The organism is Hyphomonas sp. (genome assembly GCF_041398465.1).
Lineage (GTDB): Bacteria > Pseudomonadota > Alphaproteobacteria > Caulobacterales > Hyphomonadaceae > Hyphomonas.
The window spans coordinates 178,968-204,150 of record NZ_JAWKUS010000004.1 but is presented as its reverse complement, the minus strand read 5'-3'; the positions used below and the strand labels follow the sequence as shown (position 1 = coordinate 204,150).

At 62.2% G+C, this 25,183-nt stretch carries 26 protein-coding genes; 14 read left to right on the top strand and 12 right to left on the bottom strand.

Translation table 11 applies throughout. The annotated features are described in order from the left end of the window. The first annotated feature begins 84 nt into the window (after window positions 1–84). The gene (locus R3C98_RS13920; RefSeq protein ID WP_371314670.1) at window positions 85–1,104 is read left to right on the top strand and encodes a glycosyltransferase family 2 protein; all 1,020 of its coding nucleotides are present in this window, start codon (window positions 85–87) and stop codon (window positions 1,102–1,104) included. On the opposite strand, the gene R3C98_RS13915 is transcribed toward R3C98_RS13920, so the two are convergent. The 3 genes from R3C98_RS13915 to R3C98_RS13905 all read right to left on the bottom strand — a co-directional run bounded on the left by R3C98_RS13915 (window position 1,101) and on the right by R3C98_RS13905 (window position 4,571). Further along, on the bottom strand, window positions 1,101–2,168 hold the full coding sequence (locus tag R3C98_RS13915; protein WP_371314669.1) for a D-2-hydroxyacid dehydrogenase: 1,068 nt from the start codon (window positions 2,166–2,168) through the stop codon (window positions 1,101–1,103). The genes R3C98_RS13920 and R3C98_RS13915 overlap by 4 nt on opposite strands. 59 nt (window positions 2,169–2,227) lie before the next feature. Further along, entirely contained in the window at window positions 2,228–3,856 is a 1,629-nt protein-coding gene (locus tag R3C98_RS13910; RefSeq protein ID WP_371314668.1) for an ATP-binding protein, read from the bottom strand. Between the two features lie 106 nt (window positions 3,857–3,962). Further along, a complete protein-coding gene (locus R3C98_RS13905) occupies window positions 3,963–4,571 on the bottom strand; it encodes an ATP-dependent Clp protease proteolytic subunit (RefSeq protein ID WP_371314667.1) in 609 nt (202 codons plus the stop codon). 214 nt (window positions 4,572–4,785) lie between these two features. Here R3C98_RS13905 and R3C98_RS13900 point away from each other — a divergent pair, with 214 nt between their 5' ends. Beyond that, window positions 4,786–5,577, top strand: a complete 792-nt coding sequence (locus R3C98_RS13900) for a hypothetical protein (protein WP_371314666.1) — start codon at window positions 4,786–4,788, stop codon at window positions 5,575–5,577. Here the strand turns inward: R3C98_RS13900 and recQ are convergent. Next, window positions 5,574–7,406, bottom strand: a complete 1,833-nt coding sequence (recQ, locus tag R3C98_RS13895; RefSeq protein WP_371314665.1) for a DNA helicase RecQ — start codon at window positions 7,404–7,406, stop codon at window positions 5,574–5,576. The two genes, R3C98_RS13900 and recQ, sit on opposite strands and share 4 nt — an antisense overlap. A gap of 71 nt (window positions 7,407–7,477) precedes the next feature. On the opposite strand from recQ, the gene R3C98_RS13890 reads away from it, so the two are divergent. Next, window positions 7,478–8,134 carry a uracil-DNA glycosylase gene (locus tag R3C98_RS13890; RefSeq protein ID WP_371314664.1) on the top strand — a complete coding sequence of 219 codons (657 nt, stop codon included), beginning with the start codon at window positions 7,478–7,480 and terminating at the stop codon, window positions 8,132–8,134. 1 nt (window position 8,135) lies between these two features. On the opposite strand, the gene smpB is transcribed toward R3C98_RS13890, so the two are convergent. Both smpB and dapA read right to left on the bottom strand, forming a co-directional pair. Then, window positions 8,136–8,615, bottom strand: a complete 480-nt coding sequence (gene smpB / locus R3C98_RS13885) for an SsrA-binding protein SmpB (protein ID WP_371314663.1) — start codon at window positions 8,613–8,615, stop codon at window positions 8,136–8,138. A 9-nt stretch (window positions 8,616–8,624) separates the two neighbouring features. Further along, window positions 8,625–9,506 (bottom strand): 4-hydroxy-tetrahydrodipicolinate synthase, encoded by an 882-nt coding sequence (gene dapA / locus R3C98_RS13880; protein ID WP_371314882.1) that lies wholly within the window; start codon window positions 9,504–9,506, stop codon window positions 8,625–8,627. A gap of 104 nt (window positions 9,507–9,610) precedes the next feature. On the opposite strand from dapA, the gene R3C98_RS13875 reads away from it, so the two are divergent. Then, window positions 9,611–11,632 carry a lytic transglycosylase domain-containing protein gene (locus tag R3C98_RS13875; RefSeq protein WP_371314662.1) on the top strand — a complete coding sequence of 674 codons (2,022 nt, stop codon included), beginning with the start codon at window positions 9,611–9,613 and terminating at the stop codon, window positions 11,630–11,632. A 6-nt stretch (window positions 11,633–11,638) separates the two neighbouring features. Here the strand turns inward: R3C98_RS13875 and R3C98_RS13870 are convergent, their stop codons facing one another. From R3C98_RS13870 to R3C98_RS13850, 5 genes are read right to left on the bottom strand one after another with little or no spacing between them, the layout of a single operon-like run. Then, a complete protein-coding gene (locus tag R3C98_RS13870) occupies window positions 11,639–13,210 on the bottom strand; it encodes an acetolactate synthase large subunit (RefSeq protein ID WP_371314661.1) in 1,572 nt (523 codons plus the stop codon). A gap of 55 nt (window positions 13,211–13,265) precedes the next feature. Then, entirely contained in the window at window positions 13,266–15,134 is a 1,869-nt protein-coding gene (locus tag R3C98_RS13865; RefSeq protein ID WP_371314660.1) for a feruloyl-CoA synthase, read from the bottom strand. 35 nt (window positions 15,135–15,169) lie between these two features. Then, window positions 15,170–15,955: an ion channel gene (locus R3C98_RS13860; protein ID WP_371314659.1), complete on the bottom strand. Its 786-nt coding sequence runs from the start codon at window positions 15,953–15,955 to the stop codon at window positions 15,170–15,172. After that, window positions 15,952–16,542, bottom strand: coding sequence for a hypothetical protein (locus R3C98_RS13855; protein WP_371314658.1), 591 nt, complete (start codon window positions 16,540–16,542; stop codon window positions 15,952–15,954). The genes R3C98_RS13860 and R3C98_RS13855 overlap by 4 nt, the downstream gene beginning before the upstream one ends. Further along, entirely contained in the window at window positions 16,539–17,879 is a 1,341-nt protein-coding gene (locus tag R3C98_RS13850) for a dihydroorotase (protein ID WP_371314657.1), read from the bottom strand. The genes R3C98_RS13855 and R3C98_RS13850 overlap by 4 nt, the downstream gene beginning before the upstream one ends. 132 nt (window positions 17,880–18,011) lie before the next feature. On the opposite strand from R3C98_RS13850, the gene R3C98_RS13845 reads away from it, so the two are divergent. The 8 genes from R3C98_RS13845 (at window position 18,012) to R3C98_RS13810 (ending at window position 23,265) form a co-directional block, all read left to right on the top strand. Then, window positions 18,012–18,656, top strand: coding sequence for a carboxymuconolactone decarboxylase family protein (locus R3C98_RS13845; RefSeq protein ID WP_371314656.1), 645 nt, complete (start codon window positions 18,012–18,014; stop codon window positions 18,654–18,656). A gap of 2 nt (window positions 18,657–18,658) precedes the next feature. Beyond that, window positions 18,659–19,198, top strand: a complete 540-nt coding sequence (locus R3C98_RS13840) for a VOC family protein (RefSeq protein ID WP_371314655.1) — start codon at window positions 18,659–18,661, stop codon at window positions 19,196–19,198. Window positions 19,199–19,275: 77 nt separating this feature from the next. Then, window positions 19,276–19,701 (top strand): GtrA family protein, encoded by a 426-nt coding sequence (locus R3C98_RS13835; protein ID WP_371314654.1) that lies wholly within the window; start codon window positions 19,276–19,278, stop codon window positions 19,699–19,701. A gap of 89 nt (window positions 19,702–19,790) precedes the next feature. Continuing rightward, the gene (locus R3C98_RS13830) at window positions 19,791–20,336 is read left to right on the top strand and encodes a biotin transporter BioY (RefSeq protein WP_371314653.1); all 546 of its coding nucleotides are present in this window, start codon (window positions 19,791–19,793) and stop codon (window positions 20,334–20,336) included. 13 nt (window positions 20,337–20,349) lie between these two features. Next, window positions 20,350–21,159, top strand: coding sequence for a folate-binding protein YgfZ (locus R3C98_RS13825; RefSeq protein ID WP_371314652.1), 810 nt, complete (start codon window positions 20,350–20,352; stop codon window positions 21,157–21,159). After that, window positions 21,152–21,736, top strand: a complete 585-nt coding sequence (locus R3C98_RS13820) for a DNA-3-methyladenine glycosylase I (RefSeq protein WP_371314651.1) — start codon at window positions 21,152–21,154, stop codon at window positions 21,734–21,736. The genes R3C98_RS13825 and R3C98_RS13820 overlap by 8 nt, the downstream gene beginning before the upstream one ends. After that, window positions 21,733–22,041 (top strand): hypothetical protein, encoded by a 309-nt coding sequence (locus R3C98_RS13815; protein ID WP_371314650.1) that lies wholly within the window; start codon window positions 21,733–21,735, stop codon window positions 22,039–22,041. The genes R3C98_RS13820 and R3C98_RS13815 overlap by 4 nt, the downstream gene beginning before the upstream one ends. Before the next feature lie 102 nt (window positions 22,042–22,143). Continuing rightward, window positions 22,144–23,265 (top strand): beta-ketoacyl-ACP synthase III, encoded by a 1,122-nt coding sequence (locus tag R3C98_RS13810; protein WP_371314649.1) that lies wholly within the window; start codon window positions 22,144–22,146, stop codon window positions 23,263–23,265. A gap of 20 nt (window positions 23,266–23,285) precedes the next feature. Here the strand turns inward: R3C98_RS13810 and R3C98_RS13805 are convergent, their stop codons facing one another. Next, entirely contained in the window at window positions 23,286–23,438 is a 153-nt protein-coding gene (locus R3C98_RS13805) for a hypothetical protein (RefSeq protein ID WP_155839937.1), read from the bottom strand. Between the two features lie 179 nt (window positions 23,439–23,617). Here R3C98_RS13805 and R3C98_RS13800 point away from each other — a divergent pair, with 179 nt between their 5' ends. Then, the gene (locus R3C98_RS13800) at window positions 23,618–24,235 is read left to right on the top strand and encodes an HD family hydrolase (protein WP_371314648.1); all 618 of its coding nucleotides are present in this window, start codon (window positions 23,618–23,620) and stop codon (window positions 24,233–24,235) included. After that, entirely contained in the window at window positions 24,235–25,182 is a 948-nt protein-coding gene (locus R3C98_RS13795) for an NAD regulator (protein ID WP_371314881.1), read from the top strand. Before R3C98_RS13800 ends, R3C98_RS13795 begins: the two co-directional genes overlap by 1 nt. The last annotated feature ends 1 nt before the right edge of the window (window position 25,183 follow it).

The window sequence follows — 25,183 nt, the reverse complement described above, 5'->3', positions numbered from 1 at the left end:
CCGCCGGGATCATACCACAATACGGCACGCATATTGCACATCGACCGCGTTATAGAGCCAGCATCAGCCATAAGGACGCAGAACATGCTCAATACCGCCCAAGATGATCAGCCGCTCGTCACCCTCATCGTGGCGCCGCGCGAGCGTTTCGAACAGGCGACAATGTCGCTTAACAAGGTCTTTGAAACGGCCGACATCCCCTTCCGCATGATTTATGTTGATGGCGGTTCCCCAAAAGCCATCTCTGACGAATTGCGGGCCAATGTCGAAGGCCATGGCCACACATTTATCCGCCGCCCGGGTTATGTGACGCCGAACGATGCCCGCAATACGGCACTGCCGCTGGTGAATACACGTTATGTCGTGTTCATGGACAATGATGTCGTCTTCTCCGAAGGCTGGCTCTCTGCGCTGGTCAATTGCGCTGAAGAGACCGGTGCAGGGCTCGTGACGCCGACCATCCTGGTCGGACCGGAATCCCGCATGCCGAACCTGCGGATCCACCATGCAGGCGGCATCCTGAAGCTGACGGACGTGGGCGGTCAGCTCGAAATGTATCGCCGTCACGGCCACGAGCATGAGATGTATCTTGAAAAAAAAGAGAAGCTCGTTCGTACCGAGACGGAAAGCACCGAGTTCCATGTCGTACTCGCACGCCGTGACATGCTTGAGGACATTGGCCCGCTCGACCCGAAACTGGCCGGCTTCACCGATGAAATCGACATGGCTTTCAAAGCGAAGGAAAAAGGCTGGACGATCTGGTACGAGCCGTCTTCGGTTGTTGCCTACGCCGTCGGCAAGAAGATGACCTGGCGCGAAATCCCCTATTTCTGCCTGCGCTGGAATACCGCTGGAGCGATGAACGCGGAACGTTATTTCTACAAGAAATGGAACCTTGTGCCGGAGTTCTCACGTCAGAGAGGCTTCCTGCGCGATCACCGCCGCCACGCCTTCCCGTTCAAGAAGATGCAGAAGACCGTTGGTTGGCGGATCACTGTGGCGTTCACGACGCTCGTTTGCGAAACGATTGCCTTGTTCGCATCCACCCGCTTCATCAAGCCTGATATGTCACCGGCGCCCGTTTCGAGTGCCGTGACCAACTAGACCAGGCGCTCACCGAGCCATTTCCACATAGCCATGATGCGATGGTAGCCCTTAAAATATTTTGGGCGCCCATCCATCGAAAACACGTCTTCCGCGCTGAATTCGAATTTCAGCGATTCTCCACGCCGGTAGCGGCCTGCATTTTCCCGCAGGATGTCCAGCGTGCGAGCTGTGCGATCCGGCATTTGCGGAGTGACGTGTGGCGTCAAAATGAGGTTCGGCTGCCCCCACAGTCGATCCCATGGTGGTAATGGCTCGATAGGGTCTGTGACATCCAATCCTGCCCCGCCCAATTGACCGGAGCGCATTGCGGCAACCATCGCCGCACTATCGACCAGCTGCGCCCGCGCCATATTTACGAGAATGCCGCCTGGCTTCATCTCTGCGATTTCGCGCGCGCCAAGCATATGGTAGCTGTCATCATTCAGCGCCGCGCACATGACCGTGAAGTCCGCGCCGCTCACGGCGTCCTTCAGTCGATCTCCCGCTTCACGCGAGAACATGGTGACATCTTCGACATCTGCCGGAATGTTGCGGCGGCGATAAGCCGTAATTTCCATTCCGAAGGCGCGACACTGATGGGCAAGATGGCTGCCAGTGGCACCGTATCCGACAATGCACACCTTACGTCCGTGCAAGCCCCGTAATCCATTCTGTCCATGATCGGCCCACACTCGCCTTGATTGGGCGCGCAACAGCCGTTTCACATCATAGCAAAAAGCCAGCATGAAAAAGATCGCATGCTCGGCAAGCACCGGACCAGAGCGTCCCTTGGACGAGGTCACGATCAGATCGCTGTCGGCAAGGCGCCGAGGGGCAAAGCCATCAATTCCGGACTGGTCGCAATGCGCCCACTTCAGATTTGGAGCTGAGAGAAAACTGTCGTCCAGAACGCCGTCGATGACAGCCACATCGCAAAAGCCGAGCAATTCACGAACGCGATCAGTATCGTCTTTGTCCGCCAGATGAATTTCTGCCGGCGCGAAGATATCCCGCAAGACGTTGATATACTCGTCAGGCCAGCGCAGCCGGGCCAGGACATTTCGGATTTCCCGGCTCATCATGCCTCCACCTTTATTTGTGAGCTGTTCGCCAAGCGGGGTGCCCCGTCAGGCACTTGCCTCTACCCCGTCCGGGCCCAGGCGTCCGGACTATCGCCCAGCATCAGAATATCTGCGAGGGTCGCAACGAGCGTACGCGGACGGATCGGTTTTTCAATCATGGCAATAAACCCCGCGGCCTTACATGTCATGCGGCGGGCATCGGTGAGGTCTGCTGTCACGGCGAGCACAGGGATTTCAGAATTAGGGCCCGGCGTGGTGCGCAGGGTACGCAGGATCATGTCACCGCTCTCGTCGGGCAGGTGAATGTCGGTCAGAATGGCCTGGTAGCTGACATCGAACAGGAATTCACGGGCGGCCGATGCGTTCGGAGCGTGATCGACTTCCCAGCCCGCAGCGCGCAGGGCTTCGGTAATGACCAGCGCGCTGGCGGCATGGTCTTCGATCACCAGAATTCGGCCGAGGTCAAACTTGCCCGTCTGAAGGCGCATTGTCTTCTCAGGTGCAGGGCTGCTTACCAAGCGCGGTCCGGCCTTGCGGACCGGCAGGTCCACCGTGAAAATACTGCCGCCGTCTGGATTGTCGGCGAGCGTGATTTCTCCGCCCATGGCTTTCGCCAGCGACTTGGCGATTGCGAGGCCAAGACCAGAACCGCCATGGGTATGCACTGTTGTGGCGCTGGCTTGTTCAAAAGCCTCGAACAGGCGTGCCTTGTCTTCATCGGTAATGCCGCAGCCCGTATCGGAGACACTCATCCGGAGACGGAGGGATGCTTCGTCACGCCAGGTGGCGAGCGATACGTCGACATGGCCAAGCTCGGTGAATTTCAATGCGTTGCTGAGCAGGTTGAACAGGATCTGGCGCAATCGCAAGGCATCAGCCTCGATCCGCGGCGTCCCGTCTTCTACATGGATGCGCAAGGCGACACGCTTGCCATCGGTGCGCGGCTGCCAGATGTCACGGGCCTCGGCGGCGAACTCGTCCAGGTCAAACGGCGCAGCATGCAGCGGCATCTTGCCGGCCTCGAGGCGCGACAGGTCCAGCAGATCGTTCAGAAGGCGCTCCAGATGATGGCCACTTTCGGAAATCGTGCGTGCAAGGCGTTTAGGTTCTCCGCTGGACACACTGTCCTGCAACAGGTCGGCCACGCCCAGAATTCCCGTCAGCGGCGTGCGGATTTCATGGCCAAGGAAGGCGAGGAAGTCCGCCTTCTCACGCGCGGCGGAGTTCAGCTTCGCCTTCGCCGCTTCCATGCGTCGGGCCGCCTGGCCCAGTGTCCGGGCGCGTGTGGCGTTCTCCTTCGCGATGGTCGCGGTAAGAGCCGCCGGGCTGATCAGGCCACGATAGACGCCTTCCAGCACCACGATCATGCCTTCGCCGAGGGCTGCCGGATTGTTCGCTGCGGCATTGCCGGCAGCGAGGCCTGCTGGGGTGGCCGCCTCGACGATCATCGGGGTGTCGGATGCCAGCATGGAAACGGGTTGGGATGCCCACACCATGCGCCCTTCCGGGCCGACCATGGCTTCAGTGACGGCGCTGCGCGTGACGAGTGTCAGCGCGCCGTCTTCGTCCCGCAATGGCAGGGCGAACAGGGACGTATCGGACAGAAAAAGGCTTAGCGCCGCAGCGCAATTGGTGTCCGCCGTGACCGGCGGGATCGGCAAAGATATGTCTTCGACGCGCGCGAGCATCCGGGCGGTCTCTCTTCAGTCAAATGGAAGAGAAATAATCGCCCGGAATGATTGAGAGGCCGCTAACTTTTGGTTACCGGCCGGTTAACCGCCCTACCCCTGCGGGTCAGACGATCTCGCTGTGATGGCTGACGATCTTGTGGACGAGGCCGTAATCGACGGCCTCCTGCGCGCTCATCCAGAAGTCACGGTCAGTGTCTTCCTTGATCTGCTCAAGCGACTTGCCGGTGGCAGCGGCGAAGATCTTGTTCAGGCGCTCTCGCATCTTGATGATCTCGCGAGCCTGGATTTCCACATCCGTTGCCTGGCCACCGACGCCGCCGCGCGGTTCATGAAGCAGGAAGCGGGTGTTCGGCAGGGCGTAGCGGTTTTCTTTCTTCGCCGCCGAGTAGATCAGCGCGCCGGCAGAGGCACACCAGCCCGTCCCGAGGATTTTCACCGGAGCCGGGACGAACTTGATCATGTCGTGGATCATGTCGCCGGATTCGACGTGGCCGCCCGGCGAGGACAGGACCAGAAGGATCGGCTTGTCATTCTCGGACGACAGGGCCAGCAGGCGCTCGCACACGCGGCGGGCCTGCAGGAAGTCGATGCCGCCGGTCAGCAGGATCGTGCGGGCCTTGAACAGCGCTTCCTCAAGGAAAGCATTCGGCTCGGAAGCCTTTTTCTCTTCATTCTCGTCGTCGAGGCGCGGCTCGCGGGAGGAATAGTCCATGATGTCTCCGGTTCGCGGGGATTCTTACGTGATCATAGGTGCGGTGCCCCGGCGCTGGGGTCAAGAGTAGGTATGCTGGAAGCATGGGATAGAATTGCGTTTGACCCCGAAAACGATGCGTCAGCACCTTTCTACAATATCGCGTATTTTTACCGTATAGTTTTAATATTTTTCATGTATAGGTAGCGCCCCATTCAGAGGCACCATACATCAGATGACAAGCATTTCAGGCTCCGATTTACCGGCAGTGGCTCCTGACTGGCGGGCCGGTTCTACGCAATCTGGCAGCCTGCACATCAGTGCCCGCGACGTTGCGTTGGCTTTGGTCATCGTCGGCGTGCCGCTGCTGCTGGCACATGTATTCGTACTGACCATGAATTTCGGTTTCGGACACAGCTACCTCTTCGGCCTGGCCGAAAAGTTCAATCTGAATGATGAAATGAACATCCCGACCCTGGTCGCGACACTGGAGCTGCTCGCCTGCGGTGTCATGCTGGCCGCCAATGCCCGGTTCAGACCCGGCGGCCGTGGACAAGCCTCGGGCTGGTGGGTGCTGTGCGCCATTTTTGTCTTTCTCGGCTTTGACGAGAATGCCAGCCTGCACGAAATGACCAGCGGCCCGACGGCTAACCTGCTTCAGGCCGATTGGGTGCCGGAATATGCCTGGATGATCCCTTACGGCCTGGCGCTGCTTATCGTGGCGGCGGTGCTGCTGCCATGGTTCCTGAAGATCGATCGGGCCTCGCAGATCCGTTTCGTCGTCGCGGGTACGATCTTTGTTGCTGGCGCGCTTGGGATAGAGATCCTTGAAAGCGCCAATGTCAGCACGGCGGACTTCGAGATGACCGCCGATGGCCCGGCACTGGCAGACGTTTCGCTCAGTCTGGCGGTGCTCACCACCGTTCAGGAATGCATGGAATATATCGGTGCCGGGTACTTCCTCTATGCATTGGTTCTCCGGCTGGACGGATTGACCATCGGCGCTGCCACCAGCCGGAACAGCTAAGCCGCTTCGCCGACAATCCGCGCAACATCCTCGGCATAGCGCTGGGCTTTTTTCTCGCCGACGCCGCTGATGTCACGCAGCGCATCCGGGTTTTCGGGGCGTTCGCGGGCGATTTCGGCGAGGGTGCGGTCGTGGAAAATGACGTAGGGCGGCACGCCGCGGGCCTTGGCGGTTTCGGTCCGCCAGAGGCGCAGGGCATCGAACAGGGCCTGATCGCGGTCTGACAGGTCGTCCTGCACGCCTGCCCGCGCGACCCGGCCTGTCTTGCGGCGGCGTGCGGCAGCGGGATCTGCCCGCAGGAACAGCGTCCGCTCGCCCTTGAACAGCGCCCTCGCCGCATCCGCGTCCGGCACCATGACGATGGGGCGCATCGCATCGCCGCCCTCGGCCAGCATGCCATCGTAAAGCAGCGCATCGAAAATCCGGTTCCAGCCCTGCTTCGGCAGCTCCGCCCCGATGCCAAAGGTCGACTGCGCGGAGAGTTCCTCATCCAGCGCGTCCTTCGCCTGCCCCATCAGGTGTTGGACGAGACGCCCACGCCCGACGCGCTGGCCACAGCGCAGCACGGCAGAGACCGCCATCTGCGCCCATCGGGTCGCGTCATGGCTCTCCCCGCCCTCGCCCCGGCAGATATCGCACGTCCCGCAAGTCTCGGACGTCTCTTCGCCAAAGTAACGGCGCACGGCGAGGCGTCGGCATTCATCGCCATCGAAGAAGGCAAACAGCTGGCGCGTCTTGGTGATCTGGACGCGCTTCACTTCGTCTGGCGCATCGCTGTCATAGGTCCAGCTTAGCGAGCGGCGCATGTCTGCCGGGCCATAAAGGGCGATCCCCTCGGCGGGTTCGCCGTCACGCCCGGCCCGGCCGACTTCCTGCCAATAGGCCTCCATCGTTTTCGGCGGATCGGCATGGATCACGAAACGCACATCCGGCTTGTCGACGCCCATGCCGAACGCGACCGTGGCGCACATGGTGAGACCATCTTCCAGCAGGAACCGCCGCTGGCGCTCGGCCCGCACATTCGCCTCCAGCCCGGCATGATAGGCGAGCGCGGGAATGCCCGCCTTCTCCAGCGCGTCGGCCAGGTCTTCGGTGGCGTTGCGCGTGGCGCAATAAACAATGCCGGAAAGCCCCGGCCGCGCCTTCACGAGGGAGACAACACGCTGCGTGCGGTTGCCCTCTTTGGGCTCCGCCGCAAGGGCGAGGTTCGGCCGGTCGAAACTTGCGACGTGGACGGATGGCTTCGTCAGGTCCAGCTGGGCGAGAATGTCTTCCCGCGTGCGCGCATCCGCCGTCGCCGTGACCGCAAGGCGCGGCACACCGGGGAACAGATCCTTCAACCGGCCAAGCGCGCGATAGTCGGGCCGGAAGTCATGGCCCCACTGGCTGACGCAGTGCGTCTCGTCCACCGCGATGAGAGAGATGCTCATCTTCGCGAGGCGGTCGGCAAGGCCGGTACCGAGCGCTTCGGGCGACACGTAAAGCAGGTCCATCTCACCGCGCTGGGCTGCATCGAGGGCATCGGCGCGGGCGGTGAAGTCCATCGAGCTGTCGAGCCGCTCGGCGCGCACGCCCGCCTGTTTCAGCGCGTCCACCTGGTCGGCCATCAGGGCAATCAGCGGCGACACGACGAGGCCGACGCCGGGGCGCAGCAGCGCGGGGATCTGGTAGCAGAGCGACTTGCCGCCGCCGGTCGGCAGCACGGCCAGCGCGTCCCGCCCGGCCAGCGCATCGGCGATCACATCCTCCTGCAGGCCCCGGAATGCCTCATAGCCATAAACCCGCTTCAGCAGGTCGCGGGCATCGTCGAGAGTGGGGGCGGCAGACATGGCTCATCTTGTGGCGGGCGCAGTGAGTCGGGGCAAGTGGGCGGGTGCGCGAATCAGGCCAGATAGAACTGATGACAAACACGCCCTACCCGCCCGAAGCGCCGAAGGATTGCGCGCTGTGTCCGCGCCTTGTGGACTATCGCCACGCCGTCGCCGCGAAGGAGCCGGACTGGTTCAATGGCGCCGTGCCGAGCTTTGGCGACGAGACAGCGGAACTCTTGATCATCGGCCTCGCGCCGGGGGTGACCGGAGCGAACCGTACGGGGCGGCCATTCACGGGCGACTGGGCGGGCGACCTGCTCTACGCGACCATCGACAAGTTCGGTTTTTCCAAGGGCACCTATGCGGCCGATCCGGGCGATGGCCTCGCCCTCACCGGCGCGATGATCACCAATGCCGTGCGCTGCGTGCCGCCGGAGAACAAGCCCGTCGGCGCGGAGATCAATGCCTGCCGGCCGTTCCTGCTCTCCCGTATCGAGGCGCTGCCGAAGCTGAAAGTCATGCTCTGCCTCGGTAAGATTTCACACGACTCGACGGTGCGCGCGCTCGGCCTGAAGCTGAAGGATCATCCGTTCGGACACGGAACAAGATATGAGGTGAGCGTGGGCGCGCGGGATTACTTGCTGGTCTCCAGCTACCACTGCTCCCGCTACAACACGAACACCGGACGCCTCACGGCGGAGATGTTCGAGGACGTGTTCGCAATGGCACGCGAGGCGATCGGGTAGATCACCCCTCTTTCAGGATACGCGCTTTCTGTCTTGCCCAGTCGCGCTTCGCTTCGACGTTCCGTTTGTCGTAATTCTTGCGGCCCGTGGCTGTACCGATCAGGAGTTTGGCGAGGCCTCGGTCATTGAAATAGAATTTCAGCGGCACGATCGTGCGCCCGGCTCGTTCGACTTCCTGCGAAAGCTTCGACAGTTCCCGGCGTGAGACGAGCAGTTTCCGTTTGCGGCGGGGTTCGTGGTTGAAGCGGTTCGCGCCCTTGTAGGCCTGGATCTCGCAATTGATCAGCCACAGTTCGCCGCCCTCGGGGCTGACATAGGCCTCGGCGATATTGGCCTTGCCTTCGCGCAGGGATTTCACCTCGGAGCCGGTCAGCACGATGCCGGCTTCGAGCGTGTCTTCCACTTCATAGTCGCGGCGGGACCGGCGGTTCTCCGCGATCATCCCGTCGGAGCGGCCCTTGGTTTGCGTGTTCTTAGACATGGGCCCTATTTAGGCATGAAGCCCGGCAAGTGCCATGGCTGCATCGATCTGCTCACGCGCGGCAGCGTCCGGCGGGGTCAGCGGCAGGCGCACATCCGGCTCACACAAGCCAAGGCGGTGAAGCACATATTTGGCCGGCCCAGGCGAGGGCGAGCAGAACATGGCCTCGTGAAGCGCCGCAAGGCGCGCCTCGATGTCGCGCGCGGTGTCGAGGTCTCCAGCCCGGAACGCCTTGTGCATCTGGGCGCAGGCTTCGGGCATCACATTCGCGGTAACCGAGATGCAACCATCACCACCTGTCGCGAGGAAGCCCAGCGCGGACTCGTCCCGGCCGGAAAGCTGTACGAACTGTTCCGAGGCGCCGATCAGGTTTTTGTGGAGGATCACACGCTCCATCGCACTGGTCGCGTCCTTGATGCCCACCACGTTGGGAAGGCGGGCCAACCGGGCAACTGTCGCGGGCTTTAAGTCCACTATAGTCCGGCTTGGCACGTTATAGAGCACCACAGGCATGGCGACGGCATCGTTGATCGCCTTGAAGTGGGCGTACAGTCCGTCCTGATTTGGGTTATTGTAGTACGGGCAGACGACGAGGGCCGCGTCGGCACCGGCGGCCTTGGCATGCTCGACCAGGTCAATCGCCTCGTCGGTGGAGTTCGATCCGGCGCCCGCGATGACTGGCACGCGGCCTGCAGCAACCTCTACACAAAGCGATACGACGCCCTTGTGCTCTTCGGTGCTGATCGTGGAGGTCTCGCCCGTCGTGCCCACAGGGACAAGCCCGGCAGAACCCGCAGCAATCTGGCGCTCGACCAGTTCGGCAAACGCCTTCTTGTCCACGGCCCCATTCTTGAATGGAGTGACCAGCGCTGGGATTGAGCCATGAAACATCGTATTCTTGCCGCGATTCAGGTGTTGTTTGGAATGATCCATATATGAATCGCCTCTGCCTTCCCACGCTTTGGCCAAGAAATAAACACCCGGTGACAACTCGCATGATCCGACCCTTCGCGCTTTCCCTGTTTGCCGCCTTTGCCGTTTCCGGTGCTGCAGCGGCCGGTTTGCCGGAGTCGCCCAGCCTGAAACCAGACCGCCCCTATTACTCGACAGCGACCGACTCCTGGAATGCAGAGGTGCTGCACAAGGCCTTGGATGCCGCTGGCCGGTACGACTGGAAAGAGGTCGCACGCCTGCAGGGACAAGCCACCGACCCGGCCGTGCGCGACCTGATCATGTGGAAACGCGCCAGCGAGGGCGTTCCCGGCATGGGCTTTAACGAGGTCAATGATGCCCTGACCCGTCTGCATGACTGGCCAAAAGCCGGAAATATGCGCGCCCGCGCAGAAGAGATCATTGAGCTTTCTACCCTGTCAGCGGCGGAACGGATTGACTGGCTGGAGAAATCCGGCCCGCGGACCGGCGAAGGCAAGGTGGCGCTGGCCAATGCCCTGCGTGAACTCGGCATGATGGACGAAGCGGTCGAGGCTGTCCGCGATGCCTGGCACAACAATTCCATGGATCGCGCCCTCGAACGGCAGGTTCTGGCCCGGTTCGGCAGCAAGTTGACCCAGGCGGACCATCAGGCCCGCGTCGAGTTCCTGCTTTGGACCAACCAGCGAACCGCCGCCTCGAACCTGAAATCCTTGCTGAGTTCCGACTATCGCAAGCTGGTCGATGCCCGGATCGCGCTGGCGAGCCGTGGGCGCAATGTGGATGCGCTGGTCAATGCCGTTCCAGCCAGCCTGAAAGACAATCCGGGCCTGCTATATGACCGCGCCCGCTGGCGCCGTACGCATGGCAACCAGGAGGGCGCCATCCCGCTGCTCACTCAGATCGACGGGAAAGACGTGCCGGCTGCCGGCCGCTCCAAACTCTGGAAAGAGCGCTCCATCGCCCTGCGGACGGACCTGAAAGACGCAAACTGGAGCCGCGCCTACCAGCTCGCATCTCCGCACGGCATGTCGGAAGGAAACGATTTCGCAGAGGCTGAATGGGTGTCCGGCTGGATCGCGCTGCGCCTGAAGGGAGAGCCAGAACGGGCACTCCAGCATTTCGAAACTCTGTCGGAAGGCGTCTCGACGCCGATCAGCCTGTCACGCGGCCAGTATTGGACGGGCCGGGCCGAAGATGCGCTTGGCGAAACGGCCCGTGCGCAACTGGCCTATCTTGACGCCGCCAGTCACAAATATACCTATTACGGCCAACTCGCCGCAGAACGCGTCGGTGACCGGCAGATCTTCTTCGAACCCGCCGCCAAGCCGACCGAAGAAGAAGTTACAGCCTTCGAGGCCCGCCCGATGGTAAAGGCTCTGCGCCTGCTGGGGGAAGCGGGCGAGACGCAGCTGTTCCGCACTTTCGCTTACCATCTGGATGACCTGCTGGAGACGGAAGCGGATTATATTCAACTGTCGAACCTCGCCAGTGAATACCATGTGCCCGACATCGGCGTGCGCGGCGCCAAGGCCGGTCTCGCCAAGGGGATTGTCGCGACAGATGCTGCCTACCCGGTCGTCTCTTACCCGCTGCTGAAAGAGCCGCAGGTCGAGCGTTCACTGATGCTCGCTCTCTCTCGGCAGGAAAGCGAGATGAACCCGAATGCCGTCTCATATGTCGGTGCACGAGGCCTGATGCAGTTCATGCCGTCCACAGCGTCACGCGAAGCGCGGATGAGCGGACTGCCCTATCGCAAGTCGTGGCTGACGGATGACCCCGGCTACAACATGACACTGGGCGGCCAGCATCTCGACTACCTGCTGAACCGGTTCAATGGCAGCTACATCATGACGGCCGCGGCCTACAATGCCGGTCCGACCCGCCCATCGAGATGGATCTCGGACTATGGCGACCCGCGCACGGGGCAAGTGGACCCGATCGACTGGGTGGAGTTCATCCCGTTCAGCGAGACGCGCAATTATGTCCAGCGCATCCTGGAGAACACGCAGGTCTACCGCTCACGCCTCTCGGGCAAACCGGAAGAGATCAAGATCCAGGAAGACCTGGAACGCGGGAAGCAGTAACTGAACCTACCGCGCCGGGACGTGTGCCGCGATCAGCTGCGGGCCGTCGGCCGCGAAGGCACGCTCCAGCGCCGCATCGAACTCTTCCGCCGTGAAGGCATCCTGCGCTTCGACGCCCTGCGCCTCGGCCAGTTTGACCCAGTCGATTTCCGGCTCGCCGAGTTCCAGCATCGATTTCGCCGTCGGGCCAGGATTGCCGGCCCCGGTGCGAGCAAGTTCGATATTCAGGATACGGTAGGAATGGTTGACGAAGACGACGTTGACGACGTTCGCATTCTCACGTGCCATGCTCCACAGCGCCTGGTTCGTGTACATGCCTGCGCCGTCGCCTGAAATGCAAAGTACTTTCCGGTCCGGTACAGCGACCGCTGCGCCGAGCGCGAGCGGCATGCCCTGCCCGATGGCGCCGCCGGTCAACATCATCCAATCGTGCGGCTGCGCCTTTTGGGTCATCAGGAAGCATGGAAGGCCATTGGATACGCCATCATCAGAGACGAAGGTGCCTTCCGGCATATGCCGCGCAAGCGCCATCCCGACCGTCATGGCGTTCAGATCACCCGTCGGCTGGCCGGGAATGTCCAGCTCTGCAAACTCTGAAAAATCCTTCGCACCGATGGCATCCGCCAGCGCGCCAAGGATCGCGGCGCTGTCTGTTTCCGGCCCACCGATGATGTAGGGCTCGCAGCCTTCCGGCACGAGGACGGAGGGTTTGCCCGGATAAGAGAAGAAGGCAACCGGCACCTGCGTGCCCGCGACGAGCATCAGGTCAGCGCCTTCAAGATCAGCAATGGCGGCTTCTGCGAAATATTGCATCCGGTCAGGGATGAACGTACCAGCACCGCGCGCCTGACGCGGGAAGAAAGTGTCGGATATGACGCGCAAGCCTGCCGCTTTCAGGCGGGCTCCCTGCGCGAGGCCCTCCTTCGTCAGCGCCGTGCCGTTGATCAGGATCACCGGCTTCTTCGCATCTTTCAGCTTCCGGGCGGCATCCTCGATGCGGGCCGCATCCGGCTTGCGAAGCGATGGGCGAGCTCGGGTCTTGCCCGGCGTGCCGCCTTCGTTCCATGCGGTGTCTGCCGGCAGCAGCAGGCTGACCGGGCCGGGCACGGGGCCGAAACTTGCTTCCCATGCCTCGGCTGCCAGCTCCCCGGCATCCCCAACCTTGTCGGCGGATTTGATCCAGTTCGAATTCGGCCCGGCGAGGCCCATAATGTTGGATGTCAGCGGCGCGTCATAACGCAGGTGCGGCACGGCATGATCACCGATGACATTGATCATAGGCGTCCAGGCGCGCTTGGCATTGTGGATGTTGGCCCCGCCATTCATGTAACCGGCACCAAGGTGCAGCAGCGTCATGGCTGGGTTGCCGGTGACACGCGCATGGCCGTCCGCCGCGCCGGTGGCAACGCCCTCGAAGAGGCAAAGCACCGACTTGATCCGCGGCTCATGATCGAGCGCGGTCACGAGGTGCATCTCGGACGTGCCGGGATTGGCGAAACAGGCCGTCACGCCATGATCGGCCAGTGTGGAAACGAGCGCTTCGGCCCCGGTCAATGTTTGAACCTGCGTGTCGGCCATGGTGTTTCCTTCCTGTCGTCTTGTCTGTCCGTGTTTAGCCTGTCGGCGGCACGGATCAACGCTTGAGGTCGATGATGTCCGGTCCGGGCGCTGCGGCATAAAGCTTCTGGACGTCCGCCTTGCGCAGGTCCTGCGTGCGGGACTGGTTGATGTAGCCCTTTTCAGTGATTTCACCGGCGTCGGCGCGCGGCGGGATCGGCTGCAGCAGGACCCGGGCGATGCGCGCCGCCGGGTTCGGATGGTGGCGGTTATGGTCCTGCAGGCCGAGCTTCACATGCTCGATCACTTTCGGATGGCGCGCCAGTTCATCCATTGGCAGCGCTTCGCCCACGAACCGCTGGCACCAGGCCTCGTTCAGGAAGCCGAGCAGCGTGATGTCCGGCTCGTTGAGGCCGCAGATGACGGCATCGGACAGCGCCCCGCCGGTCGCGGCCACAGCGTGCACGCGTACTGTGCCCGCCGATACCCATGTGCCGTTGGAGAGCTTGAACTCCTCGGCCGTGCGTCCGTCAAAGGCAAGGCCGTGTTCGGGATTTTCGGGGTCCACGAATTTCACCGCATCGCCAAGCTTGTAATAGCCTTCCTCGTCGAAGGCCTCGGCGGTCTTTTCCGGATTGCGGTAATAGCCGGGCGTGATGTTTACGCCCTTGACGCGCAGTTCCATCTTCTCACCCGCCGAGACCATCTTGAACGTGTTGCCCGGAAGCGGCAGGCCGATCAGGCCCATCCGGTCATTCGGCCAGTGGACGTTCGATGCCGTCGGTGCGGTCTCGGTCGCGCCATAGCCTGCCGAGAGCGAAATGCGCTCGCCCGTTGTGCGCACAGCCACCGCCTGAATGCGCTCATAAATGTCCTGCCCCATCGATGCACCGCCATAGGCCATGCAGACGATGCGGGAGAAGAACACGTCAGCCAGTTCCTGGTCACGCTCAAGCTCCGTCGCCAGCGCCGCCCATGCGGCAGGCACCGTTGTGTGCTGTGTCGTCGGCACATCTTTCAGGTTACGGATCATGGCCGGCAGGCGCGCAGGCGTCGGGGCGCCCTCGTCAATGTAGAACGTGCCGCCCCAATCCAGCATGTTGTGCAGGATGGAGTGGGCGCCATAGGTATGGCTCCATGGCAGGAAATTGCACATGACCTGCGGGCCGCCCGTGATCTCATCAAGACGTTCCTCGTCCCAGACAGACCGGATCATACGGGCATTACAGGCGACCATGGAGTGCAGATTGATGACCGCTTTGGGCTCACCGGTTGATCCCGACGTCATCATGAAGCTGGCGACCGTGTCGGGCGTCAGCCGGTCATAGGCCGCGTCCGTTTCCGGCCGGGGCGCACGGCCGAACTGCTCGAAGCGGATGGCATCGCACCGCTCCGGCGCCTCTCCGCCATGGATCACCAGGCGGCCCTCCATGCCCATGCCGTCAAGTCCGCGCTGATAGGCAGCGCCATCTTCGACATAGATGAATTTCGGTTCGATCAGGTGATCGATATATTTCAGGCGCCCGAGGTCTTCCGACAAGAGCGCGTAGGCCGGCGTCACCGGCACGACCGGGCTGCCCGCCCACATGGCCGCATACTTGATCAGCGCATTATCCACGGCATTGGCCGACAGGATCATCAGCGGCGCGTCCGGGCCGCCGCCTGCATCAAGGAAGCCCTGCGCGAGGCGCTTCACCGTGGCGAGGCCCTGCGCATATGTGACTTCCCGCCAGCCTTCGCTGCCGTCCGCCGGCCGTTCCGCCAGCCAGATCGTGTCAGGCCGTTCCGCCGCCCATTTCACCAGAGGCGCCAGCATGTGCGGCGGGCAGGTCTTCAGCGGGTTGCCATTTTCGAGATAGATCGTGCCATCATCCCGGCGGTCCACCTTCAGCTTCAGCGGAAGGTAGGGCACTTCGCGGAATGGAATATGTGCTGTGTCGGCCACCTGGTGGCTCTCCCCTTGATTATTGTTATTCCGGCTCAGACGAGACCGCGTGTCGGAATGTGGACCACATGGCCGCAATGCTTGCAATGTACCGCGTCGCGGTCGTGCATCACGAGGCCGCATTCCGGGCACTCATATTCCACCTTGTCATTCGGCTCGATGATCGACTTCAGCAACTGCAGGAACAAGGTCAGGCCGAGTGCCATGATAATGATGGACAGGATGCGGCCCCAGCGGCCGATCATCAGCACATCGCCATAGCCGGTCGTCGTGAGGCTGGTGACGGTGAAGTAGAGCGCATCGAGATAGGAATGGATGCCGGGATTCACGCCGATCTGCGTCGCATAGACCAGCGCAGACATGATGAAGACGAACACGACCAGGTTCGTCACCTTGTCGATCACCTGTTCATGCCTCTGGAAGAACGGCGTCAGGATCTTCACCCGCCTCACGAACGTAAACGCCCGGATGGCCCGCATCGCCCGCAGGACTCTCAGGAACGCGAAGTTGGATACGAGGAGCGGCGCCAGCATCGTCACCACAACGACAAGGTCTGCCAAATTCACCGGTCGGAAAAAGAAATTCAGCCTGTGCCGGGCGATGTACAAGCGCGCCAGGTAATCGAACGCGATGATCACGCCGATCACATAATCAATCAGGACATGATGGTAGCCACGCTGCTCGAACGGCGCCCACAGGAAGTAGGCGATCGTCACGAAATCGAAGGCCAACATCAGCCAGCGGAACCGGAACGGCCAGGGCCCATGACCTTCGTACAGCCAGAAAAGGGACCGGTTCAGCCCTTTGCGTTCATGTTTCATGACCCCTGCTCCAACGCCCGCAAGGCACGCGCCAGATTCGAGCGCGCCGCCGTATCCCATTCTGCATGGGCGACATCGGTGAAGTAAAGCCGCGGACGGGACAGGAATCCGTTCAGCACCGCGCCTCGTCCTGTCCGATAGGCCTCATCCGGCACGAAGGCATACTCAGCGCGGATATCCTGCTCGTAACGGTCATAGACATCCGATGGTGCACCGAGGATCGACAGGTCCATGTCCAGGAACAGGGCGAGGTCTTCGGCATCATGCACGGGCAGGCCGGCGGGCACTGTGTGGGTCGCGGTCGCGCGTATGATCGCGGCAGCGAACCTGATGTCATCGGGGGAGAGGTGGCCTGCCGCTTCCTGCTCCAGCAGACACGCACTTTTTTCCTCATTGTCCTTTGCACGCGGATCATAGATCGCATCGTGCCAGAAAAGTGCCCACAATACAGGCTCCGGCCGATTGAAGTCTCGTTCCCAACGGTGGTAATGCCCCAGCAGAGCCTCGACATACGCCCAAGTGTGATAGTGGCGCTGCTGCTCGTCATAGCGCTGGCGCAATGCTTCCATCAGCGCGGATGGGATCAACTGGCAGGCTCCAGCGTCTCGTTGAATCGGACGGGTTTGCCACCGCCCTTCTTTACGATCTCACCATCCCGCATGACAAAATCACCGCGAATGATCGTGGCGACGGGCCAGCCGGTCGCCTCGAAGCCCTCGAACGGAGTCCAGCCACATTTCGATTTCGACCAGTCCGCCGTGATGGTTTCCTTGCGCTTCAGGTCAACCACAGTGAAGTCGGCATGGTATCCTTCGGCGATGCGGCCCTTGTCGGCGAGACCGAAAACGCGCTGCGGTCCGGCGCTCGTGAGTTCGACAAAGCGTTGCAGGCTAAGCTTCCCTTTGTTCACATGGGTCAGCATGATCGGCACGGTGGTCTGCACGCCCGGCATGCCGGATGGGCTCGCCGGATAAGGCCGCGCCTTCTCTTCCTTCGTATGCGGAGCATGGTCTGAGCCCATCACGTCAACGATGCCTGCATTCAGCGCGCGCCACAGAGCATCCTGATGGCGCTGCTCCCGGATTGGCGGGTTCATCTGGGCATAGCCCTTGAGGCGCTCATAGCATTCCGGGGCCGCGAGGGTCAGGTGTTGCGGCAGGCATTCGACACTGGCGATATCCTTCGCGTCGCGCAGGATTTCCATCTCCTCGGCCGTGGAGATGTGGAGCACATGGATGCGCTTGCCGACCTTGCGGGCAAGGCGCAGCAAGCGCGTCGTGGACGACACCGCCGCCTCGACATCGCGCACCACCGGGTGGCTGCGCCAGTCACCCTGCACGGCCAGGCCGCGGCGCTCCTCAAGGCGGTACTCGTCTTCGGAGTGGAAGGCCGCGCGGCGCTTGATGACACGCAGCACGGCCTCGACACCTTCATCATCCTTGATCAGCAGGTCGCCCGTCGAGGCACCCATGAAGACCTTCACGCCGCAGCAACCGAGCATGCGCTCCATCTCAGGCAAGAGATCGATGTTTTCGTGCGTCGCTCCGGCATAGAAGGCGTGGTCAACGTCCATTCGGCCGGCGGCCCGGTTCAGCTTGTCCTGCAGCGCAGCCGGCGTTGTCGTCGCCGGATTGGTATTCGGCATTTCGAACACCGCGACCACGCCGCCGAGCGCGGCGGAGCGCGCCTCGGTCTCGAGGTCGGCCTTGTACTCCATACCCGGTTCGCGGAAATGCACCTGGCTGTCGATGACACCTGGCAGGATGTGCAGGCCGGTGGCGCCAAAGATCTCTCCGGCAGATGCATCGGAAAGGTCGCCGATGCGGGCAATGCGCTCGCCGCGCACCCCGATATCGGCCTGCATTTCACCACCGGGAGTGACGACAGTGCCGCCGCGAAGGATCAGATCATAGGTCTCGCTCATGGGCCCCTATATGCGCCTGCCCGTGCGCGCTGTCACCCGCCTCCATGACGTTGGGTGACGGTTGGCCGCGCAGAGGTTTACGCGTACGTTACCCCAAGATCGCAAAGCGAAATCGCTACGGGAGGAAATCGAGTGCCAAGGCTGAAAGAAGCAGGGCGGGAAGCAGCAAACGACTACGCCACACAAATCTTCAACATCGTCTTCGGCGATCGCGACCCCATCGCGGAACCGGGCACGGCGACCGGGACACCGGGCAATTGGTGGACAGTGTTCAATATCCTGCCGGATGCATTCCAGCACACGACGGAAGGTTTCCGGTTCTATCGTTCCAAGAACCGCCTGATCGATCCCAAGCTTCGAGAACTTGGGCAAATCCGGGCCGGTTATACCGTTGGCAGCCAGTTCGTGTTTTCCCAACACTGCAAGGCCTGCCGGCATCTCGGCATGCCGGAGGAACAGATCCAGGCGATTCCTCACTGGCAGGTGGCAACCTGTTTCAACGAACTCGAGCGGGCACTGCTGGCCTATACCGATGGCCTGGTCCTTGAACGCGGCCGTGTTCCTGATGGCGTGTTCGAAACCCTCAAGAAGCATCTCAGCGACGAAGAGATTCTCGAATTCACCTACATCACCTGCACCTACATGATGCATGGCATCATGAGCCGCGCTTTGCGGCTCGAATTCGATGACGTCGACGAGCCGGTCGTCGAAGTGCCCGCGCCGGAAGGCTATGATTATGGCGACGTCATGAGCATGGTCGACAAGAAGGAGAAATAGTCATGGGATACCATCACCTCGCCCTCGCGGCGAAGGACATGAAGGCCACGCACGATTTCTACGAACGGGTCATGGGGTTCGAACTCGTGAAGGTCGAGATCGGCCCGGTTCCTGGCGGCGGCTGGGGCAAGCACTTCTTCTACCGAATGGACGGCGACGACAGCCGCTTCATCGCCTTCTGGGAACTGCACGAAACGGCGGGACAGGAAAACTACAAGTTCGACCTGAACGCAGCCGCCGGCCTGCCGCCCGGGACCAATCACTATTCCTTCACGGTAGATTCCGTCGAAGAGCTGGCTGTCTGGAAGGACCGCTGGAATGCGGCGGGACTGGACGTGCTGGAGGTCGACCACAACTGGTGCCACTCGGTCTACACGAGCGATCCCAATGGCAACATTGTCGAGTTCTGCGCCACTACGGGCAGCTTTACTACCGCTGACCGCGAACGCGCCCTCGCCGCTCTGGACGAGACCGAATTCAAGCCTTCGCCGCCACCGGCAAAAATGCAGCCCTGGCCCGCCCCTGAAAAGGCTGACGCCTGAACCGGCGCACCTGCGCAGGAGGATATTAGGGTTTCGCGCGTAAGATCTTGCGATCTGTAGCCAGTACAGGCGTGCGCGTGACTCTGACGTTCGACAATGAGACGGTGAAACGGCTCCGGCAAAGCCCGGGCGCGCGTTATTTCGTGGCGAGCCTCGCCGCGTTGGCGGTCGACTATGCTGTCACGCTGGCACTGTATTACCTGGCCCGGCTGGATCTTTCGGTAGCCGCGGCGATTGCCTTTATAGCCGTAGGAGCCGTGTTCTACCTCGTGCATGAGTTCTGGACGTTTCGGCAGGCGACGTCCCGCTTCTCCATGCGCCGGATGACGGCCAATATGGGCGTCCTGCTGCTGTCGGGCGCGGTGCGTGTGGCAGTAATTGCCGCGTTGGAATGGGCCCGCCCGCCTGCAGGTCTCTGGGTCCACGCCTATTTTGCCGCTGGGGTCGCGGGCTCCTTCAGCACGAATTACCTGCTCAATCGCTATATTGTGTTCCGCCGCTGACAACAGGTGTCAGCAGGGCTGCTTGACCCGGTGCGAGGCGCATCCCACAACTCGGCCTCCTTTTCCACCGGACACGAGGCCTCCCTCCCATGAAGCTCGCCCAGACCCGCCCTAGCAACCAGACCCTGCTCCGCCCGATCCTGATCGGCATTGCCGGTGTCGCAGCCCTGACCGCCTCTTCTCATATCTCTGTGCCGATGTACCCGGTGCCGATGACGATGCAGACCATGGTCGTGCTGATGCTGGGCGCCCTGCTGGGGCCGCGCGCAGGGGCGCTGACGGTGCTTGCATGGCTCGCCCTGTCACTGACCGGCGCGCCTGTGCTCTCCGGCGGCAAACCGGGCCTCGTGGCGTTGGCAGGGCCGACGGCGGGTTACCTGATCAGCTTCCCGCTGGTCGCTTTCGCTGCCGGGTTCCTGCCGAAGGGCGACCGGATCGGAGCCCATGCCTCGCGGCTTCTGGGCTTTGTGGCTCTTCACGTAGTGATCCTGTTTGCGGGCTGGCGCTGGCTGTCGGCACTGACCGGGCCGGAAGTCGCCTTTGCCACCGGTGTTGCGCCGTTCCTGCTGGGCGCGCTGATCAAGAGCGGCCTGGCCACGGCGCTGCTGGCGGCTTTCCCGCGCCGGGCGGGCTGAACTGGGGACTGTCATGATGCGCTTTCCGCACCGCAGCCTGATCCGACTTTCCGGTCCCGACACGATCGCTCTTCTGGAGCGGACGGTGACGAATTCGGTGAAGGATTGGGCCGCGGGCGAGGTACGTTACGGCGCACTACTGACCCCCCAGGGCAAGATCATATCGGACTATACCGTGCTTCGGACGGACGATGGCGTGCTTCTGGATGTGCATGAAGACGCCGCCGAAGACCTGATGAAGCGCTTCAAGATGTTTCGCCTGCGCGCTGAGGTCGAGATCGCGCTCGACGACACGCTCGTCGCCGTCCGCGCCGACGAAGGCGCCGATCCGCGCTCGCCCGCTCTCTGGGGCCGAAGCTGGGTGCCGGTGGCCGAGGCCGGGGAGCTGATCGCGGACGAAGACTGGACCGCGAACCGCATCGCCGCGGGCGTGCCCGAATGGGGCAGCGACTATCGCGGGGCGGAAGTGTTCCCGACCGACATCAACATGGATGTGATGAGCGGGATCGATTACAAGAAGGGCTGCTTTGTCGGGCAGGAAGTCGCCAGCCGCATGAAGCGGCGCGGCAAGATCCGGAAGCGGACGCTGGTCGTGCATGGCGCCGGCCTGACTGCCGGGTCTGACATCCTCGCAGGCGCCCCCATCGGCACGGTGACGAGCGCGGCGGGCGACACCGGTCTCGCGCTCGTGCGGACGGACCGGCTTCAAAAAGCCCTCACGGAAGGCACGGATCTGACCTGCAATGATGCGCCCGTTCGCTTCGAACTGCAGGACTGGGCCGAGGCGGAACTGGCTGCATTGGCGGAGGCTGGCGATGAGTGACGACTTCCCCTGCGCCTGGGCGCCTCTGACGGACGAGCTTTACCGCGCATATCACGACACCGAATGGGGTGTGCCGGAATATGACGGCCGGGCCCTGTGGGAAAAGCTGCAGCTGGACGGCATGCAGGCGGGCCTTTCCTGGATCACCATCCTGCGCAAACGCGAGTCGATCCGTGAGGAGTTCGACCAGTTCGATCCGGAGAAGCTGGCCCGCTGGACGCCGAAGCGCGCCGAGAAGGCCCTGAAAAATCCCGGCATCATCCGCAGCCCCAAGAAGATCGAAGCCGTCATCGGCAACGCGCAGGCCTACCTCGCCATGGAAGAAGCCGGCGACGGCTTCTCCGACTATTGCTGGGGCTTTGTCGGCGGCGCGCCTATCGTAAACAAGTGGAAGCATTTCCGGCAGGCACCGACCTCCACGGACTGGTCGGCCACCATGTCAAAAGACCTGAAGAAACGCGGCTTCAAGTTCGTCGGCCCCACCATCGTCTATGCCTGGGCGCAGGCGGTTGGCATGGTCAATGACCATGACGTAACTTGCCCCCGTCACCGCGAAGTGCAGGAGATGGCGTCATGAAGAAAACAATCCCCCTGATTTTTCTGGCCTTGCCGCTGATGGCGGGCTGCGTCTCGGCCAACAGCCAGGAAGGCAACAAGGCAGAGGCGTATGCGCGTTGCAGCTACACGCCGAACCCCGACGCACGCGCAAAGTGCATCAAGACCGAACTCGCCCTGATCGAGGCGCGTGAACGGGCGGAGGCCGAGCGCGTCCAGAGCAATCGTGAAGCCGCCGAGCAGACCCAGTCCCAGCTTGAGGCGATGGGCGTTCCGCGCGAAGACGCAAAACAGACAACCGATTCCGGCCTGAGCCTGCCCGACTGACCCGGTGTCTCGACCCGGCCGACAAGCCGCGCTACAGAAAATCGGATAGAGATTCAGGACATTGCCACGTGACTCGCATGTGGCGCGCATCAAGAGGGCACCATGAAGAACGCCGTCATCTCGTCCACAGGCCTGTGGACGCCGCCGCATTCCATTTCAAACGAAGAACTGGTCGTCGCCTACAATGCCTGGGCGGACAACTGGAATCGCGAGCGGGACGCGGACATCGCCTCCGGCCTGATCGAACCGAAGACCCACTCCTCGGTCGAGTTCATCGAGAAGGCCTCCGGCATCAAGTCACGCTATGTGATGAACAAGACCGGCGTTCTGGACCCGGACATCATGGCGCCCCGCATTCCGGAACGCCCGAACGAGCAGATCTCCGTCCTCGCCGAAATGGCCGTCAATGCTGCCCGCCAGGCGCTGGAGCGGGCAGGCCGCAAACCGGAAGACGTGGGCGCCGTGATCTGCGCCGCGTCCAACATGCAGCGCGCCTACCCGGCCATGGCCATCGAGATTCAGCAGGCCCTCGGCATCGGCGGCTTTGCCTTTGACATGAACGTTGCCTGTTCCTCGGCGACCTTTGGCATCCAGACGGCTGCTGATTTCGTCCGTACGGGATCTGCAAAGTCGGTCCTGATGGTGAACCCGGAAATCTGTTCCGGCCACCTGAACTTCACTGACCGCGACAGCCACTTCATCTTCGGCGATGTCGCCACCGCCGTCCTGGTGGAAGAGGAGAGCATTGCGCCTGCCGGTTACTGGAAGATCCTCGGCACGAAACTGAAGACCGAGTTTTCCAACAATATCCGCAACAATTTCGGCTTCCTGAACCGCGCTGCCCCGGAAGGCATCGGGGCACCGGACAAGCTGTTCAAGCAGGAAGGCCGCAAAGTGTTCAAGGAGGTCGTGCCCATGGTGGCAACGATGATTACCGAACACCTTGGCGAACTGGGCCTTCAGGGGACGGACCTTCGCCGCCTTTGGCTGCACCAGGCCAATGCCAACATGAACCGGCTGATCTCATCCAAGGTGCTGGGCCATGAAGCGAGCGCCGACGAAAGCCCGACCGTGCTGGACACGTACGCAAACACATCGTCCGCTGGATCGATCATCGCCTTCCACAAGCATTCGGAAGACTTCAAGCCCGGAGACAAGGGCCTGATCTGCTCGTTCGGTGCAGGCTACTCCGCCGGCACGGTATTTGTTGAGAAAACGGCGTAGGGCGAAAGCCCTCGTCAGGCTCAGTCGTACTCGTCGTCGCTGAACAGGTCGCCCCAGAAGACTTCGCGGCTGGATTTCGCAGCCTCGACGACAACAATGATTCCGCCCATCAGAAGCACACAGAACGCCATAACCTGCCAGGGAGCCGTTTGTGCCACTGCCTCGAACATCATCACCGCCTTATCTTTAATCGGGTAAACGGAGTTGGTTCCGCGCCCTGTTGTCAGAGCAGCAGTTTTCGCGCAAAGCCCTTAACGGCGCATTTGGAAATAAGGGCAATCACAGGGCGGGTTTGTAACCAGATTGCCCCCCTTTCTTTACCCTTATTACTGATGCTTTAAAGAAGGGCTGAATGACCGTTCGCAAGAAGCAATCCGTTAAGGCACCCAGGGTCTGGCAGCGCATGCTGTCCGGGCGGCGGCTGGACCTTGTCCACCCTTCGCCGATGGATGTGGAAATCGAGGACATCGCCCATGGCCTCGCCCGGGTCGCACGCTGGAATGGCCAGACCAGGGGCGAACATGCCTTCTCCGTCGCCGAACATTCTGTCATCGTGGAACGGATCTGCAAAAAGCTGGACCCGACCATGAGCGCAAAGCACAGCCTGCTGGCCCTGCTCCATGACAGCCCGGAATATGTGATCGGCGACATGATTTCGCCCTTCAAGGCGCTGCTGGGCAATGGCTACAAGGACGTCGAAGGCCGGCTGCAGGAAGCGATCCATATCCGCTTCGGCCTGCCAGCGGTGACGCCAGTGCGCCTGAAGAAAACGATCAAGAAGGCTGACCTGATCTGCGCCTGGTTCGAGGCGACGCAACTGGCCGGGTTCGACGAGACGGAGGCCAACAAGCTGTTTGTCGTGCCGCCGGATAATGTGCGCCTGAGGCTGGCCCCGAAATCAGTGCCGGATGCGCAGGAGGCGTTCCTTGACCGCTTCCACAAGATCATGACGGAGATTGGTGCGCCATGATGAGTTCCGCTTCCCCGCTGCTGATCGGCCTGTCGGCCGTGATGGTCGCCATCCAGGATGACATGCCGCTGGTGCTGGTCACACGGCGCGGCACCGAGGACGCGCTGCCGTTTGGCCCGTTCCACCCGGACAAGCACCGCACATTCGACCTGTCGCTACGCGGCTGGGTTCGCGAGCAGACGGGTTTCGAACTCGGCTATGTCGAACAGCTCTACACGTTTGGTGACCGGGACAGGGAAACGCCGGAAGCGACGCTGACCGGCGCCCCGCCGCATTCGCGTGTGATCTCGGTCGGCTACCTAGCCCTGACGCCGGAAGCGCGCCCGGCCGAGGCCGGGTTCGAAGCACGCTGGCAGAACTGGTACCGCTATTTCCCATGGGAAGACCATCGGAACGGCCGGCCGGCCATGATCGATGCGCAGATTGCGCCGCGCCTGTTCACCTGGGCCGCGGGCAAGGAGATGCGGCTTGAGCGGGCGAAGATCGCCTTCGGGCTTGATGGCGCGCGCTGGGCCGAGGAGCGGGTGCTGGACCGATACGAACTGCTTTATGAAGCTGGCTTGGTGGCGGAATGCGCGCGCGACGCAAACCTCGCCGAAGCGGATATTGTCCTGGGCGAAGCGATGGCGTCGGACCACCGGCGGATCCTGGCCACGGCGATTTCGCGCCTCAGGGGCAAGATCAAATACCGTCCGGTCGTGTTCGAGCTGATGCCCGACCGCTTCACCCTGTCGGCCCTGCAGCGGACAGTGGAGGCCATTCTCGGCCTTGGCCTGCACACGCAGAACTTCCGGCGCGCGCTGGACAAGACGGGACTGGTGAAAGGTACGGGAGCGATGGAAACCGGTACGGGCGGGCGCCCGGCCGAGCTTTACCGCTTCTGCCGCGACCAAGCCATCTCGACCGGCGCGCCGGGCCTGTCGACCCCGCGCCGGTCTGCCGACTGAC

Bases quoted from the DNA above. Each gene is read 5' to 3' on its own strand.
- R3C98_RS13920 (WP_371314670.1), top strand. From the start codon at position 85: ATGCTCAATACCGCCCAAGATGATCAGCCGCTCGTCACCCTCATCGTG.
- R3C98_RS13915 (WP_371314669.1), bottom strand. From the start codon at position 2,168: ATGATGAGCCGGGAAATCCGAAATGTCCTGGCCCGGCTGCGCTGGCCT.
- R3C98_RS13910 (WP_371314668.1), bottom strand. From the start codon at position 3,856: ATGCTCGCGCGCGTCGAAGACATATCTTTGCCGATCCCGCCGGTCACG.
- R3C98_RS13905 (WP_371314667.1), bottom strand. From the start codon at position 4,571: ATGGACTATTCCTCCCGCGAGCCGCGCCTCGACGACGAGAATGAAGAG.
- R3C98_RS13900 (WP_371314666.1), top strand. From the start codon at position 4,786: ATGACAAGCATTTCAGGCTCCGATTTACCGGCAGTGGCTCCTGACTGG.
- recQ (WP_371314665.1), bottom strand. From the start codon at position 7,406: ATGTCTGCCGCCCCCACTCTCGACGATGCCCGCGACCTGCTGAAGCGG.
- R3C98_RS13890 (WP_371314664.1), top strand. From the start codon at position 7,478: ATGACAAACACGCCCTACCCGCCCGAAGCGCCGAAGGATTGCGCGCTG.
- smpB (WP_371314663.1), bottom strand. From the start codon at position 8,615: ATGTCTAAGAACACGCAAACCAAGGGCCGCTCCGACGGGATGATCGCG.
- dapA (WP_371314882.1), bottom strand. From the start codon at position 9,506: ATGTTTCATGGCTCAATCCCAGCGCTGGTCACTCCATTCAAGAATGGG.
- R3C98_RS13875 (WP_371314662.1), top strand. From the start codon at position 9,611: ATGATCCGACCCTTCGCGCTTTCCCTGTTTGCCGCCTTTGCCGTTTCC.
- R3C98_RS13870 (WP_371314661.1), bottom strand. From the start codon at position 13,210: ATGGCCGACACGCAGGTTCAAACATTGACCGGGGCCGAAGCGCTCGTT.
- R3C98_RS13860 (WP_371314659.1), bottom strand. From the start codon at position 15,955: ATGAAACATGAACGCAAAGGGCTGAACCGGTCCCTTTTCTGGCTGTAC.
- R3C98_RS13850 (WP_371314657.1), bottom strand. From the start codon at position 17,879: ATGAGCGAGACCTATGATCTGATCCTTCGCGGCGGCACTGTCGTCACT.
- R3C98_RS13840 (WP_371314655.1), top strand. From the start codon at position 18,659: ATGGGATACCATCACCTCGCCCTCGCGGCGAAGGACATGAAGGCCACG.
- R3C98_RS13830 (WP_371314653.1), top strand. From the start codon at position 19,791: ATGAAGCTCGCCCAGACCCGCCCTAGCAACCAGACCCTGCTCCGCCCG.
- R3C98_RS13825 (WP_371314652.1), top strand. From the start codon at position 20,350: ATGATGCGCTTTCCGCACCGCAGCCTGATCCGACTTTCCGGTCCCGAC.
- R3C98_RS13820 (WP_371314651.1), top strand. From the start codon at position 21,152: ATGAGTGACGACTTCCCCTGCGCCTGGGCGCCTCTGACGGACGAGCTT.
- R3C98_RS13815 (WP_371314650.1), top strand. From the start codon at position 21,733: ATGAAGAAAACAATCCCCCTGATTTTTCTGGCCTTGCCGCTGATGGCG.
- R3C98_RS13810 (WP_371314649.1), top strand. From the start codon at position 22,144: ATGAAGAACGCCGTCATCTCGTCCACAGGCCTGTGGACGCCGCCGCAT.
- R3C98_RS13805 (WP_155839937.1), bottom strand. From the start codon at position 23,438: ATGATGTTCGAGGCAGTGGCACAAACGGCTCCCTGGCAGGTTATGGCG.
- R3C98_RS13800 (WP_371314648.1), top strand. From the start codon at position 23,618: ATGACCGTTCGCAAGAAGCAATCCGTTAAGGCACCCAGGGTCTGGCAG.
- R3C98_RS13795 (WP_371314881.1), top strand. From the start codon at position 24,235: ATGAGTTCCGCTTCCCCGCTGCTGATCGGCCTGTCGGCCGTGATGGTC.